Here is a 15008-nt window from a genome sequence, read left to right as displayed (position 1 = left end):
GAGTCCCGTGCCCAGCTCCGGTCCCAGCGACCCGCCCGCCAGAGCCCGTCGCCCGCTTCACGGCCTCGGCACCATGGCGGGCACGCTGGTGCTCGCGCTGAGCGTGAGCCTCCTCCCGGCGTTTCCCGCCGCTGCGCTGCCGCCTGCGGCGACCGGCGGTTCGGGCGAGGTGCCCGAGCAGCGTTCCGGTAGCGCTGCGGGCCGGGAGCACGCCGTCGACGCCTCACGTACGGACGCCAACGGGGCCAACTCGGCGTCCGTGGAGGAGCTGCCCGCAGGCGACGATGCCCTTCCGCTGGCGGAGTCCGCCGGGGCCTTCACCCCCGTCGCGCCGGAGACCGAGCCGCAGGCGGTGGAGCGGCAGGCCTCCGAACGGACGGTCGGGGAAGCCGGTTTCGACGCCGAGCGCAGCAAGGAACTGCCGCAGCGGCGGGACGCGGTGACCAAGGAGTACGAGAACCCGGACGGCACCCGCACCACCCGCGTCTACCCCGAACCGGTGCACTACCAGGACGACGACGGCACCTGGCGGGAGATCGACCCGGCTCTCGTCGAAGCCGACGCGGACACCGTGCCGAGCCCGGCCGCGCGGAGCCTTGACGGCGGTGGCTCGGCCGACGGCGTCAGCGACCGGCTGGTCATGAGCGCGGACGACAGCGGGCTTTCCTTCGGGCGGACGGGTGACGACCCCCGCCTGGCGGAGCTCGCGGTCGGCGAGGGCGGCCGGGTGGCGTTCGGTCTCGCGGACGCCGCCGCCGTACCGGGAACCGTCGAGGGCGACACCGTGCGCTTCCCCGGCATTCGACCCGACGCCGACCTGACGCTGCAGGCCGAGCACGGCTCCGTCAAGGAGACGATCGTCCTCAACTCGCCCGACGCCCCTCGGACGTGGACGTTCCCGCTCTCGCTCGACGGACTGACGCCCACGCTCGACGAGGACGGGTCGGTGGAGCTGCGGGACGCCGACGGGACCCCGCGCGCCGTCGTCCCCACACCGTGGATGGAGGACTCCGCCACCGACCCCGACTCGGGGGAACCGGCCATCTCGGACGCCGTCAGCTACCGGCTGGAGCAGCGGAGCGGCGGCCGGTGGGACCTGCTGGTCGTGGTGGACGACGCCTGGCTGGACGCTCCCGAGCGGGAGTACCCGGTGCTCGTCGACCCGAGCGTCGACGACCTGGAGACCTACGGTGACGCCTTCGTCCAGGACGACTGGCCCGACACGAACTTCGGCGGCGACGACGAGCTGAAGGTCGGCAGCTACGACGGTGGCGGCAGCCGCGCCAACAGCTACCTGCGCTTCGACAACGTCTCCAGCCAGCTGGAGAACCGCTACATCCTCAACGCGGACCTGGGCCTGTTCAACCACTGGTCGTCGTCCTGCTCCGCGCACGACGTGCGGGTGCACCAGGTCAAGGAGGCCTGGCAGGCCGGCAAGGTCACCTGGGCCAACCAGCCCCCGGTGGTCTCCACCCCGGTCGCCACCGCCTCGTTCGCCCACGGGGAGAACTGTTCCGGCGCCGCGTGGCGCACCATCGACCTCGGCCTCAAGGGCATCGACCTCGTGCAGGACTGGGTCGACGGCTCGACCGGCAACTACGGCCTGTCCCTGCGCGCGCCCTTCAACGACAGCGGCGCCTGGAAGCGCTTCGGCAGCAAGAACTCCGCCAACCCGCCGTACCTGGCCATCACGCACAGCTCGTGGGGTGCCGAGTACAGCGTCGGTTCGCAGACCGAGCCGCTCACCGGTCACCAGGGCGGTGAGGCGACCGTCACGGTGAAGAACCTCGGCGACCTGACGTGGGAGGCGCTGGGCTGGAACGAGTTCCGCCTGGGCACCCGGGTCCGTGACCACGACAGCGGCGAGCTGCTGGACGCCGTCGCCTTCACCCGCTTCAACGAGCGCGTCACCCCCGGAGACTCGGCGACCGTCGACGCGCGCATCCCCCACCTGCCGCCCGGCACGTACAAGATCAACTTCGACGTGCAGCGGCTCAAGGACCAGAAGTGGATGTCCAGCGAGAACGTGCCCGTCGCCACGGTGACGGTGACCTCGCAGGACGTGGGTCCGCGGATCACGGACGTCTACCCCCGGCCCGGTGGTCAGGTGGGCAGCCTGACACCGGCGTTGTTCGTGGACGCGGAGACGATCGACCACTATCCGGCCGACGCGTCCATCGATCACTGGTTCGAGGTCTGTGAGGGCAGCACGGAGGCGCCGGTGAACTGCGTGGACTCCGGCTGGGTGGACCCGCGGACCTGGAACGTGCCCGCCGACACCCTGGAGTGGGGCGAGCAGTACGTGTGGCGGGTCAAGGCCCGCGAGGGGAGCGAGGAGGGACCGCTCAGCCCGTACTACCCCTTCACCACCGCCGTCGAGCAGCCCGCCATCACCTCCCACCTGGGCGGCGCGGCCGCCGACGGGCGTGAGGTCGATCCGCGCACCGGCAACTACACCACCACCGACACCGACGCGCAGGTCGCCACGGTCGGTCCCGCGTTGAGCGTCACCCGCACCTACAACAGCCGTGACCCGCGTGACGACAACGCCTTCGGTGCCGGCTGGAGCACCCGCTACGACATGCGGGTCGAGCCGGACGAGGACGGCACCGGCAACGTCGTGGTCACCTACCCCTCGGGCCGTCAGGTCCGCTTCGGCCACCACCCCGACGGCACCTACGCACCGCCCCACGGCAGCTTCGCCACCCTCACCCGCACCCAGGACGACGGCTGGCGTCTGACCGACAAGGAACAGACCGACCACCTCTTCGACGCCCAGGGCCGCATCACCGAGGTCACCGACTTCCGTGGCCGTGCCCAGAGCATGACCTACGACGGCGACCGGCTCACCACCGTCACCGGCGTCGGCGACCGCACCCTGAACTTCACCTGGTCGGGTGACCACGTCACCTCCGTCACCACCGCGCCCCCCGGCCCTGACAGCGACCCGCTGACGTGGGACTACACCTACGTCGGCCACCGGCTGACCGAGGTGTGCGGCCCCGAGGACGCCGAGGGCTCCTGCACCCACTACACCTACGGCGACGGCTCCCACCACCGCACCGTCGTCCGCGACGCCGGTCCGTTCTCCTACTGGCGCCTGGGCGAGGAGCCCGGGGCCACGGAGGCCCGCAGCGACCTGCTCCTCGGCGGCGACGAGCACGCCGGGACGTACCACGACGTCACCCTGGGCACCGACGGCGCCCTGGCGGGCAGCTCCGACACCGCCGCCACGTTCGACGGGGACTCCTCCTACGTCCAGCTCCCCGACCAGCTCGTCACCGACACCCCGTACCTGACGGTCGCCCTGTGGTTCCGCACCACGGAGGACGGCGTGCTGTTCAGCTACCAGAACCACACGCTCGAAGAGGACGACGCGGAGAAGCTCACCCCGGCGCTGTACGTCGGGACGGACGGCAAGCTGCGCGGCCAGTTCCGCAACGGCGACGTCGACCCGATCACCTCCACCGGGTCCGTCGCCGACGGCGCGTGGCACCACGCCGCGCTCACCGCAGCCGGCAACAGCCAGACGCTCTACCTCGACGGCCAGCCCGTCGGCACGGCCGAAGGCGCCATCAGCCAGCACGACCAGCGCTTCGTCTACCTCGGCGCCGGTTACTGGCAGGACTGGCCCGCCACCACCGGCACCATTGGCCACTTCGCCGGCGACATCGACGAGGCGGCCGTCCACACCCGCCCCCTCGGGGCCCGGACCATCGCGGAGCACCACGCCTCCGGCACAGACGCCCAGCAGCTCACCCGCGTCACGCTGCCCAGCGGCCGGACGCACGCCGAGGTCTCCTACGACACCGCGCGCGACCGCGTCGCCGCCTACACCGATGCAGACGGGGGCCGTTACGAGCTGTCCGCACACGTCCTGACCGGTCAGGACGGCCGTCCGGCCACCGACGGCCAGGACGCCGTGCCGGAGGACCCGGCCGTCACCGTCACCGTCACGGACCCCGACGAGCGGACGTCCAGCCACACCTACGACCCGCTCCAGGGCCACCGCCGCGTCGCGCAGACCGACGCGGCCGGAAACACGGCCACCTTCGCCTACGACAGCGGCGGCTTCCTGGCCGCCACCACCGGTCCCGACGGCACCGTCACCCGGCTCGGCCACGACGACCGGGGCAACAAGATCTCCCAGACGGTCTGCCGCGACGCGGGCGAGGAGGCCACCTGCCACACCACCCACTACGCGTACTTCCTCAACGCGGACGACCCGCTCGACCCGCGCAACGACCAGCTCGTCGCGCGCCGTGACGCCCGCTCGGCCGACGCCGAGGACGACACCTACCGCACCTCCTACGGGTACAACTCCTACGGTGACCGGGTCTCGACCACGTCGCCCGCCACGCCCGGCTTCCCCGACGGCCGCACCGAGACCCACACCTTCACCGACGGCACCGAGGACGCCGTCGGCGGCGGCACGGTCCCCGCCGGACTCCTCGCCACCACGACCGACGTGCGCGGCGGCGAGACCGTGCGCGCGTACGACGCGGCAGGCGACCTGCGGCGCGTCACCGACTCCGCCGGGCTGGTGACCGAGTACACCTACGACGCGCTCGGTCGCGAACTGACCGTCACCGAGACGTCCGAGGCCCATCCCGACGGCGTCACGTCCACGACCGAGTACGACGGCGCGTCCCGCGTCGTGCGCGGCACCGGGCGCGTCACCACCAACGCCGTCACCGGGGACGAGCACCAGGCCGTCACCGCCTACACCCACGACGCGGACGGCAACGTGCTCACCGAGACCGTCTCCGACACGGCGGGCGACGCCCCCGACCGCGTCACGGAGCGCACCTACGACGGCCACGGCCGCCTCGCCACCGTCAGCGGTCCGGAGGACTTCGAGGAGAGCTACACCTACGACGCCTACGGCAACCAGACCACGCGCACCATGCCCGGCGGCGTGACGTTCCGCTACACCTACACCGCGCGCGGTGAACTCGCCGAGACCGTGCTGGAGGACTACGAGGACGGCAGCGGCGGCGACCCCGCCGACGTCGTCCTGGACTCCTACGCCTACGACCCCGCAGGCCGCCTCGCCGAACACACCGACGCCATGGGTCGCACCACCCGGCACACCTACTACGACGACGGACTCCCGGCGCAGGAGATCCTCACCGGCTACCAGGACGCCGACGGCGACACCCGCGACGTCGTGCTCAGCGAACGCCACTACGACGCCGCCGGACACCTGACGACGGAGATCACCGGGAACGGCGGAACCACCACCGCCTACGAGATCGACGCCGCAGGCGACACCACCGCCGAGGTCCTCGACCCCGACGGCCTCGCCCGCCGGACCGACTACACGCTCGACGCGGGGGGCTCGGTCGCCACCGAGACCCGGACGGGCGCGGGCGGTGACCGCACCGAGCTGATCACCTTCGAACGCGACACCGCCGGACGTCTCCTGCGGGAAGCCGTCGAGAACGACGGCGCGGACCTCGTCACCACCTACGAGGTGGACGACCGAGGCCTCGTGCTCGCCGAGACCTCCCCGCGCGGCAACGTCTCCGGGGCCGATCCGGCCGACCACACCACCGAGTTCCGCTACGACGCGGCCGGCCGCCTGGTGGAGACGCGCGGCGCACCCGTCACCGTCGAGCAGCGCGGCGAGGCCCCCGTCACCGAACGCCCCGTCACCCGCAGCGTCTACGACGCCTTCGGGGACGAGACGGCGACACGGGACGCGAACGGCGAGGTCGTCCGCACCGACTACGACGCCCTCGGCCGCCCCGTGCGGACCACCCTGCCCGACTACACGCCGCCCGGCGCCGTCGAGGCGCTGACACCCACCGTCACCCGCACCTACGACGCGGCCGGGCACGTCGCCACCGAGACCGGCCCCCTCGGCCACACCACCGACTTCACCCACGACCAGTTCGGCAACCCCACCAGCGTCACGGCCCCCGCACCGCAGGACGGCGCCGAACGGCCGGTCACCCGCTACACCTACGACCTGCTGGGCGAGCAGCGCTCGGTGACCGACCCGACGGGCGCCCGCACCGAGTCCACCTACGACGAACTCGGCCGACGCATCACGGTCAGCGTCTTCGAACGCCACCCGGCCGAGGCCGTGTACACGACCCGTCTGCGCTACGACGACAGCGGCAACCTCGTCTCCACCACCAGCCCCGGCGGGGCCGAGGCGAGCGCCGAGTACAACGCGGCGGGCCAGCCCGTCACCGAGACCGACGCCGCAGACGGCACGACGACCTACGCCTACGGCCCCACCGGCCTGCTGACCGCCCTCACCGACCCCCTGGGACGCATCGCCCGGACGCAGTACGACCCGGCCGGGCGGGCCGTCGAGGTCAGCGACCACGACACCGAGGGCGCCCCGCTACGCAGCCGCAGCACCGCGTACGACGCCGAAGGCAACCCGGTCGCCGTCACCGACGCGCTCGGCCACACCACCCGGCAGACGTTCGACGCGGCCGGACGCCTGACGCGGCTCGTCGAGCCCGTCGACGACGACACCTCCGTCACCACCACCTTCGGCTACGACGCCACCGGGCAGCGCACCCGCCTGACCGACGGCCGGGGCCACACCACCTGGTACACCCACACCAGCCACGGTGAGCCGGAGTCCGTCGTCGAACCGGCCACGGACGCCCACCCCGACGCCGTCGACCGCACGTTCACCACCGTGTACGACGCCGCCGGCCGCCCCGTGCGCGAGATCCAGCCCGGCGGCGTCACCCAGCAGCGCACCTTCGACGCGCTGGGCCGGATCACCGAGCACACCGGCTCCGGCGCCGAGGCGGCGACCGGCACGGACACCTTCACCTACGACCTCGCCGACCGGCTGACGTCCGTCAACGCCCCCGGCGGCACCCAGACGTTCGGCTACGACGACCGGGGCAACCTGCTGACCGCCGAAGGCCCCTCCGGCGACGCGTCGTTCACCTACGACGCCGACGGCCACCTGACCAGCCGCACCGACGCCGCAGGCACGACCACCTTCGGCTACGACCCGGCCGGCCGCCTCGTCTCGGCCGCAGAGCCCCTCACCGGCGCCACCCAGGGCTACAGCTACAACGCCGCGTCCCAGCCGACGGGCGTCACCTACGGCGGCGACGGCGCCGTCCGCAGCTACACCTACGACGACCTCGGCCGCCTGGCCACCGACACCCTGACCGAGCCCGGCGGGGCCACCAGCGCCTCACTCGCCTACGCCTACGACGCCGAGGACCGCGTCACCGGCAAGACCACCACCGGCACCGCCGGCTCCGGCGCCCACACCTACACCTACGACCGCTCCGGCCGCCTCACCGGCTGGACCGCCCCCGACGGGACCGACACCCCCTACACCTGGGACGCGGCGGGCAACCGCACGACCGGGGGCGAGGCGACCGCCACCTACGACGAGCGCAACCGTCTGCTGACGGCCGACGACACCTCCTACGCCTACACGGCGCGCGGCACGCAGCGCACGGTCACCGACGCCGACGGCGGAACCGTCACCGCCGCCTTCGACGCGCTCGGCCGTATGAGCAGCCGCGACGGCGTCGACTACACCTACGACGGCCTGGGCCGACTCGTCCAGCGCGGCGAGGACACCCCCTTCGCCTACGCGGACCAGTCCAACAACGCCGTCCGCACCGGTGACCAGCTCGTCACCCGCGACCCCGCCGGCGACCCGCTGGCCACGGCCGACGCGGACGGCGACGGCGCCACCGCCGTCCTCACCGACGTCCACGGCGACGTGACCGCCACCTTCACCCCCGACGACGGCACGCTTTCCGGATCCACCGCCTACTCGCCCTTCGGCCAGGTCGCCGCCACCGACGGCGCCACGGGGGCGCTGGGCTACCAGGGCGAGTACACCGACCCGGAGACCGGCGAAGTCAACATGCACGCCCGCTGGTACGACCCCGCGTCCGGCGGCTTCACCTCCCGCGACTCCTGGACCCTCGACCCCGTCCCCTCCGTCCAGGCCAACCGCTACACCTACGGGAGCGCCAGCCCCCTCAACCACACCGACCCCACCGGCCACAAGTCCGCCCACCAAGGGGGCGGATGGGCACCACTCATCGGCCGCCCGTACTCCGGCGGTGGTCGTGGCAGTGCACCCAAGCCACAAGGGGGAGGCACACCGAACCGTTCGAACAACAATGCGGGCAAGGGTAAGAAGTCGAGCAAGAAGAAGCCCGTCACGTCCCACCGAAGCACGAGCCACCGAAGCCAGGCACGCCGCTGGCAGCGCGAGCTCCGGTACAGGGACCGGATGCGGGGCAACAACCGGCCCCACAGGCCCACGACGAACGCTTCCCGGTGTACGTACAACTGCGGCTACAGCTCGGGGGCGGGCGGTGCCAGCGGGGGCAACGGAGGCGCTGCCGCCACGCGCGTTCCCCAAGGTCCCCGTGGCCCTCAGGGACCTCCGCCGCCGCCCCCGCCACCCCCGTGGCACGTGATCCTCGCGGCGGTCATATCCGTCGTCCACGCCCGGGACGTCTCGACAGCCACCGTCGACTCCGCCCAGAACACCCTCGCCGACGATTCACACACGCGCTCCAGGGGTGCACTTGAGCCAGAGAAGCCGTATACACCGGAACTTGCAGGAGATCTCGCCCTCAGGGATCTCTTTCCGGATGCCCAAATTGACCCGAATCTCGGATACGGTTGGTCGGGTGCAGACCCGACGAAGAAGCGGACACGAAATAGGTGCGAGCGCGACCTTCCGTCCAGTAACTCGTCGTTCTACTATGCACCGATGACTCGGTTCGGTCCGGGTCTTGATGACTGCCGGGCGACCGGGGCTGTGGGCTGGATTACAACTTTCGATATCCGGCCTTGGCGGCTGGACCCAACGTGGAAGCCAGCTGGCTACGAACGGCTTCCTAAGAACAATCGAGCGGCACTGCACCTCATCGGCAATCAGTTGGGAGGGGCAAACGGTACACTACGAAATTTCGTAGCGGGTTATCAGAGGCCCGCCAACAGTCCAGACATGTCTGGGCTTGAAGCCCGGATTCGGGGTGCCGTAGAGGGTGATAATCAGAATGTGATGTATGGCGTGCTGCCTGTTTACGAGAATGACCCCGCCATTCCGGAGGAAATCAGAATGCGCGCTGTCGGTGACGGTGGATTCTGGCTGGATTGTACGATTTACAATCGCCCATCCGGCGGATACGACTGCTCGGAAGGATAGACATGAGGATTGAGGATTTCGAGAGTCTTCTTGGCGTTCCCCCGTATGTCGCTAATCCACTTCACTCTGATTGGAGTGAATTTGAGGATTTTGTCGGCCGCGCTCTACCAGTCGACTACAAGGAGTTCGTTTCCTCTTACGGTCCATGTTGTCTGAGTGGTACGCTGTTGATTTTTCATCCCAAAGCATCCCAGGGTGACACCAGTCTGAACCTCTTCGAGGAGGTGCAGTTGGCTGGTGGGCAGTATGAGAAACTAAAAAGAACGCCCTACTACGAAGTTCCTTACCCCATTCACCCTGACCCCCATGGTTGTATTCCCGTGGCCCGAACATCAGGGGGCAATCAGATTTTCCTTCTGCCGCCTAAGGGTGCGGAAGATGAATGGAACGTGGTGATGGATATGGGTGAGTGGGTGAATTTCCCTTCAGGCTTCACCTATTTCTTGCATGAGGCGCTGAGTGGCAATCTGCACGTTCCCTTTCTTCAGGAGGAAGAGCCCAGTTTCGAACCCGTCGGATTTCTGAATTGAGGGCCAACAACCGACGCGTAGGGGTGCCTCTCGGTTGCCAGTGCTGAGTGTTGCAGACCTTGAGCGCGTTGCTCCCGAGCTCGCACGGCAACGGATGCGGCAGCCACGCGAAAACGACTTCCTGCTGATCGCTGGCGAACTCGGTCTGAGCGGATTTCCCCCGGACTACGTGGAACTGGCACGCGGATATCCCGCCATGGAGATCGATGGCTTTCTGCGGATTTGGCTACCCGACCCTGGCGACGAGGCGGGGTATGCTGACCACCTGCGGGACGAGCTCGAACTCGTGCAAGAACTCGCCGAGGATGGCCTGACATCTGGGCACGAGGCTCATCCGGCTCCTGGCGGGCTGCTCGCGTGAAGTGAGTCTCTTCACGGGGACGCCTTCTACTGGAAGCTCGCCGGTCGGGAGCCCGCTGATTGGCCCGTGGTCGTCGGCTGCCGTGGTCAGGACTGGTGGGAGTTTCCCGGCGGAATGGTCGCCTTTCTGGTGGGCCTCATTGATGGGACGGTGGAACGTCGCGGACTGCCAGAGGACGTTCCCCGCCGCCAACCACGGGTCTACCTCTTTCAGGAGTGAGTCCGTTTCGGTGGGGCAGCGGTGGTGAGGCCCGTCCTGCATCCTTTCTACCGCTACATCATGCAGCCGGTACCGCAGTCGTTACGTGCGATCTCGCTTGCTGGGGGTGGCGTAGCGGCACTGCTGTGCTCGCGGCCTGGCGGGCGAGACTCGAAGCAACACCGTTGACGGGCTTCCGGGGAGTTGAGGATTCTGTATGAGTATCGATCAATTGGGTCGTGACGCCGGCCTAGCGGTTCCGCGACGTTATGTCGTGGATTGGGATCGAGTGGAGCATGACCTGGGTGCTTCCTTGCCCGCAGACTATAAGTCCTACGTTTATTGGTTCGGTCCTGGCAGATTCGATGATTACCTCACTGTGTTTGTGCCAGGTGTGGTGAATAGCAACGTAGAACTGGTGCATGCGCTGTCGACTGAAAGGAAGGTGATCCATAGTCGATCACAAATTTCCGGCCAGCCGGCCCTGTACGCTGTATATCCAGAGGAGGGCGGTGTAATTCCGTGGGCTGGAACCTCTGACGGAGACGTCCTGTGTTGGCGTACTGGCTCCGTCGACCCTGGTCAGTGGACCATCGTGGGGCGCCCTGGGCGGGGGCGGGACATTGGATACTACGACGGTGGAATGGTCGGTTTCATGCATGAATTCATCTGGGATGCCATCGAGATGAGTTTCATTTCCGAAGTGGATTCTGATATCCCCCTCGCTTTTCAGCCGACTGATGGAAGTCGCCCGGGAGCCGGGCGTCCTCCTTTGGAACAGTACGGTTACTTCGAGTGACATAATCAAATAATGAGAGACCCTCGTGGGCATGGCTAAGCGAAGGGAGAATCAATCGCCCACAGGCTGGTTTACCTTCTGGGGTAGGTGACGGTGAGTCATTCCGCGCAGGCAGATAAATTCCCACGAAGTTCTTGGGATTCTGTCTTCAATGACGACAGTAAAGTCTTCGCGCAAGCAGCGAAGATGTTGAGCGGAGTTGCGCGCCTTGAGCGCGTCGTTCCCGCGCTCGCTCGGCAACAGCCGGGGTAGCCTCACGAAATTGATCTCACGTTGATCGCTAGTGAACTTGACCTGAAGGGATTTCCTTCCAATTGTGTAGAGCTTGTGTGGGTCTATTCGCCCACAGAGATCGACGGGCTCTTGCTGGTCTGGGTACCCGATTTCGGCAACGAGGTGGGGCACACGGAACACCTGCGAGGCGAGCTTGAACTCGTGGAAGGCTGGCCGGGCATGGCCTGACGTGTGGGCACAAGGGCCATCCGGCTCCCGGCGGGCTGCTCCCGTGGGGTGAGTCGTCTGGGCGGAAACCTCTTCCACAGGAAGATCGCTGGCACTTCACCTGCTGAATGGCCGGTGGTCGCTGGCTGTTGCGAACAGTACTGGTGAAAGTTTTCCGGTGGGATGGTCGCCTTCCTGGTGAGCCTCATCGACGGGACGGTGGAACGTCGTGGGCTGCCGGGTGACCTCCTCCGCTGCCGCCCACGAACCTATCTCTTCCATGAATGAGCGCGTATCGGTGTGTTGGGGCCCGGTGGCGCGCCTGGGTGTCGTGCGCCGAAAAGGCGCGACGGGGAGCGCCTGGATGCGCAATGGCAGTCGGGCGGGAAATTGTCTTGCGCGAGGAATGACGTGGATGGAGCGGCGACCTTGAGTCTTCATGGCCTTGAAGTATCCATGCCAGCACTTATTTCAGTGCGGCGCGCGCAGCCACAGGGGATTGATTGGGACTCCATCGCTCAAGAGCTAGGCATTGAGTTCCCGAATGACTACATGGCTCTTTCGGAATTCTATCCAGGGTTGGTCATCGACGATTGGCTTGCGATCCAGTGTCCTCGCGCAGGCAGCGAGGGGCGGTTTGTTGATTTCGTGAAGCGAGAGGCCGCACGGGTTGCGGGCCTGCGCGACGCTGGAATGACGCGCGGGTACGTCCCGTATCCGGAGGAGTCGGGGCTTGTCCCCTGGGCGGACTCTATCGATGGTGACGTGCTGCACTTTCGCACCTCACCCAAGGGAGGTGATCATTGGACTGTTGTCGTCAGCAGCTGTAACGATGACTGGTGTGAGTTCGAGGGTGGGTCCACCGCGTACCTGTCGGGGCTTGCCTCGGGGCACATTGCGTCACATGTTCTGCCGCCTGATTTCCCAGGTCCGAATCCCGGGGTCTTCTGTGGCTGAGTTCCTGCATTCTTGATTGACGATGATCAACGCGTGTCCGGGGCGGCATGGTGTGGGTCAGTGGGATCGCCGACGCCGTGGGGTGGCGGTCGGGGGAGGTCGGGGTCGCGTGGGATCTGATCGAGGCGCGGCTGGGGACGGCGCTGCCGCAGGACTACAAGGAGCTGTGCCGTGTTGCTTCGGTGCGGGGGGAGTTCAGCGGGCACGTGCAGGTGTACGGCGCGCCGGGTGGTGCCGTGTCGCAGGTGGCCGATCAGCTGGAGTCGCTGTGGCGGACGGTGGAGGCGCACCCCATCGTGCGCGGCGTGTACGAGCCATACGGCCTGTACCGGCGCGGTGGGAGTGGCCTATTCCGTGGGCGACGTCGGTGACGGCCGCTGAGTTCTTCTGGGCGGCCGACGTCGGGTTGCCTGCGGAGGAGTGGCCGGTCGTGGCCCGGCAGAAGGACGGGCCGTAGCAGCGCTGGCCGATGAGCGCCTCGGAGTGCCTCTTCCGCGTTCTGACCGACGTGACCTTCGAGGGCTTCACGATCGCCGACCTGGTGGAGCGGCCGTCCTTTGTGCCGTGTGGGGCGTAGCTCAGGGCACGGCCGCCGGTGCGGTTGGCGGGGGAGTGGGGCTTGGCTGGAAGTCGCCGGGGGTATGGGGTGACCGGGTGGTCGTCGGCTGAGGGGGTCGGTGTGGGGGAGCAGGGTGGTCGGGACAGCGTGGTCGTGAGTTTCCCCGGGGTCGGTGCCCGGGAGGCCGGTGTGTTGGCGGCGGATCTGGCGGAGTTCCTGCACGCCGAGGTGCCGCAGGCCGCTGCCCGGCAGCAGCGGGCCGACGCCAAGCGGCAGGACGCGGGGACGCTCGTCGCCCTCGCCGGTGCGTTGAGCCTCGGAGTCGGGCCGATCCTCGCGCGGGGCGTCGCGACGTGGATGGCCAAGCGCAGCGTCGCTCAGTTGCACCTCGTGCGACGGCGGGCGGGGTCCGGGGAGGTGACCACGGAGCTGACGTTGGAGGGGCGGCCCTCGGCGCGCACGATGAAGGTCATCGAGCGGTTCCTTGAGGACACCGCGCAGGACGAGGATGCCGGGGCCGTCGGGGAGGCGGGGGAGTAGGGGTGCTCGATCGCGGGCGCACGCTGGCGATCGTCTGCGGCGCCGACTCCTGGCCGAGCATGGACCAGTTCGAGGACGCCGTCGCGTTCCGTACCACGGCCAACGCCGTGCGCGGCTATCTCACCGGAGAGCGTCTGCGGCTGCCGTCCGCGCACGTGCTGTGGCTGTTCGGGGAGCCCGGGGCGCAGCACCACCTCGACGCGATCCAGGACTTCCTGGTCAAGGCGTTCGGCGAGCAGAGCCCCAGGGGCGCCGGGTGGACCGTGCTGTTCCTCTACACCGGTCACGGGTTCTTCCCGCCGTCGTCGCAGGAGTACTGCCTCGCGCTGCACGACACCCGCCCGCCGCTGACGGAGGAGACCAGCCTGCGCGCGAGCTCGCTGGGCCGCCTGCTGCGGGCGGTGGCGCCCGACAGCGACCGCGTCCTGATCCTCGACTCCTGCTTCGCGGCGGCGGCCGTGCCCCTCATGCAGGGCCCGCTCGACGAGGTCGTCGGGCGGCGGGTGCGAACGGTGCTCGACGAGGAGCCCCGCTCCGGGCCCGGCAGCGTCGCCGTGCTGTGCGCAGCCGACCGGGACACCTGGGCCGAGATGGACGGCACGCTGTCCTGGACGACGTTCGGACGCAGCCTCGTCGACGTCCTGACTGCCGGGGAGGCGGACGTGGCCGGTCCTCTGTCGCTGGCCGACGTGTGCCGGGCCGTGGGGGTGCTCCAGCGGGAGAAGGGGGCGCCCGTGCCGGAGGTCCACGCCCCCACGCAGAAGGCCGGGAACCTGAGCCAGGCCCTCCTGTTCCCCAATCCGGCGGGCCCGGAACCCGGGGCCGGGGCCGCCGGGCCGAAGCGGCCTGGCGGCCGGGCGGGCGGAGGGCCGGTGGTGGGAATGCCTGGCATGCCCACCGTGAGAGCGGCACCAGCCGTGGCTGACCTGGTGGGCTCCCTTCTCGCCGTTCAGCCGGAGCGTGTCGTCCGCCATGGGGAACGTCTGTCCGCACGGCTGGCCCGAAGGACGGCTGTCCAGTGCGACGTCTCCCCGGGCGAGTCGGTCATAGCCGCCTGCCTTCCGGACTGGCCTGATCCTCCCCTGTACAGCAACGTGATCGCCTTCAGCGACCGGGCGCTCTACGTGGTCACGAAACGGTCCAGGTTACGCTGCCCCTACAGTCGGTTGCCGGGCCTCGACGTGCGGATCGTCTCCGAGAGGCGCTTGGGGTTGACCGAGTGGGCCTTGGTCGTACGGTCAGGTGGGGTCGAGGTGACATACGGAGGCTGGGGCAAGGGCTACGCGCAGCAGCTCTACGCCTTGCTCTCCACCGTCCGGTCGGTCGCTCCGGGGGGCTGAGTCGCCTCCCGCCCGAGCTGTCCCGTGTTCGAGGGGCCCTGGCCCGATTGGCGACGGCTCTGTCCTGTATGGCACACTGTTCCGGTTGCTCGGTTGAGTGCCGATGCTGTG

The 15008-nt window shown here is 68.8% G+C and carries 8 protein-coding genes; all 8 read left to right on the top strand.

Annotation, left to right across the window (positions count from 1 at the left end; translation table 11 throughout):
* The first annotated feature begins 7 nt into the window (after positions 1-7).
* Positions 8-9172: a DNRLRE domain-containing protein gene (locus tag V6D49_RS09800; RefSeq protein WP_340558852.1), complete on the top strand. Its 9165-nt coding sequence runs from the start codon at positions 8-10 to the stop codon at positions 9170-9172.
* A 2-nt stretch (positions 9173-9174) separates the two neighbouring features.
* Entirely contained in the window at positions 9175-9702 is a 528-nt protein-coding gene (locus tag V6D49_RS09795) for an SMI1/KNR4 family protein (RefSeq protein ID WP_340558850.1), read from the top strand.
* Positions 9703-9736: 34 nt separating this feature from the next.
* On the top strand, positions 9737-10063 hold the full coding sequence (locus V6D49_RS09790; RefSeq protein ID WP_340558849.1) for a hypothetical protein: 327 nt from the start codon (positions 9737-9739) through the stop codon (positions 10061-10063).
* Positions 10064-10478: 415 nt separating this feature from the next.
* The gene (locus tag V6D49_RS09785) at positions 10479-11060 is read left to right on the top strand and encodes a hypothetical protein (protein WP_340558847.1); all 582 of its coding nucleotides are present in this window, start codon (positions 10479-10481) and stop codon (positions 11058-11060) included.
* A gap of 852 nt (positions 11061-11912) precedes the next feature.
* Positions 11913-12458 carry a hypothetical protein gene (locus V6D49_RS09780; RefSeq protein WP_340558845.1) on the top strand — a complete coding sequence of 182 codons (546 nt, stop codon included), beginning with the start codon at positions 11913-11915 and terminating at the stop codon, positions 12456-12458.
* A gap of 47 nt (positions 12459-12505) precedes the next feature.
* Entirely contained in the window at positions 12506-12829 is a 324-nt protein-coding gene (locus tag V6D49_RS09775; protein WP_340558843.1) for a hypothetical protein, read from the top strand.
* 341 nt (positions 12830-13170) lie between these two features.
* Positions 13171-13557 (top strand): hypothetical protein, encoded by a 387-nt coding sequence (locus V6D49_RS09770; RefSeq protein WP_340558842.1) that lies wholly within the window; start codon positions 13171-13173, stop codon positions 13555-13557.
* 2 nt (positions 13558-13559) lie between these two features.
* The gene (locus V6D49_RS09765; protein WP_340558840.1) at positions 13560-14897 is read left to right on the top strand and encodes a hypothetical protein; all 1338 of its coding nucleotides are present in this window, start codon (positions 13560-13562) and stop codon (positions 14895-14897) included.
* Positions 14898-15008 lie beyond the last annotated feature (111 nt).

The sequence above is a fragment of the Streptomyces sp. GSL17-111 genome, from assembly GCF_037911585.1.
GTDB lineage: Bacteria > Actinomycetota > Actinomycetes > Streptomycetales > Streptomycetaceae > Streptomyces.
This window is presented reverse-complemented; position numbering and strand designations above follow the sequence as displayed.

Excerpts from the sequence above, each read along its gene's own strand:
- V6D49_RS09795 (WP_340558850.1), top strand. The coding sequence starts at position 9,175 with ATGAGGATTGAGGATTTCGAGAGTCTTCTTGGCGTTCCCCCGTATGTC.
- V6D49_RS09785 (WP_340558847.1), top strand. The coding sequence starts at position 10,479 with ATGAGTATCGATCAATTGGGTCGTGACGCCGGCCTAGCGGTTCCGCGA.
- V6D49_RS09775 (WP_340558843.1), top strand. The coding sequence starts at position 12,506 with ATGGTGTGGGTCAGTGGGATCGCCGACGCCGTGGGGTGGCGGTCGGGG.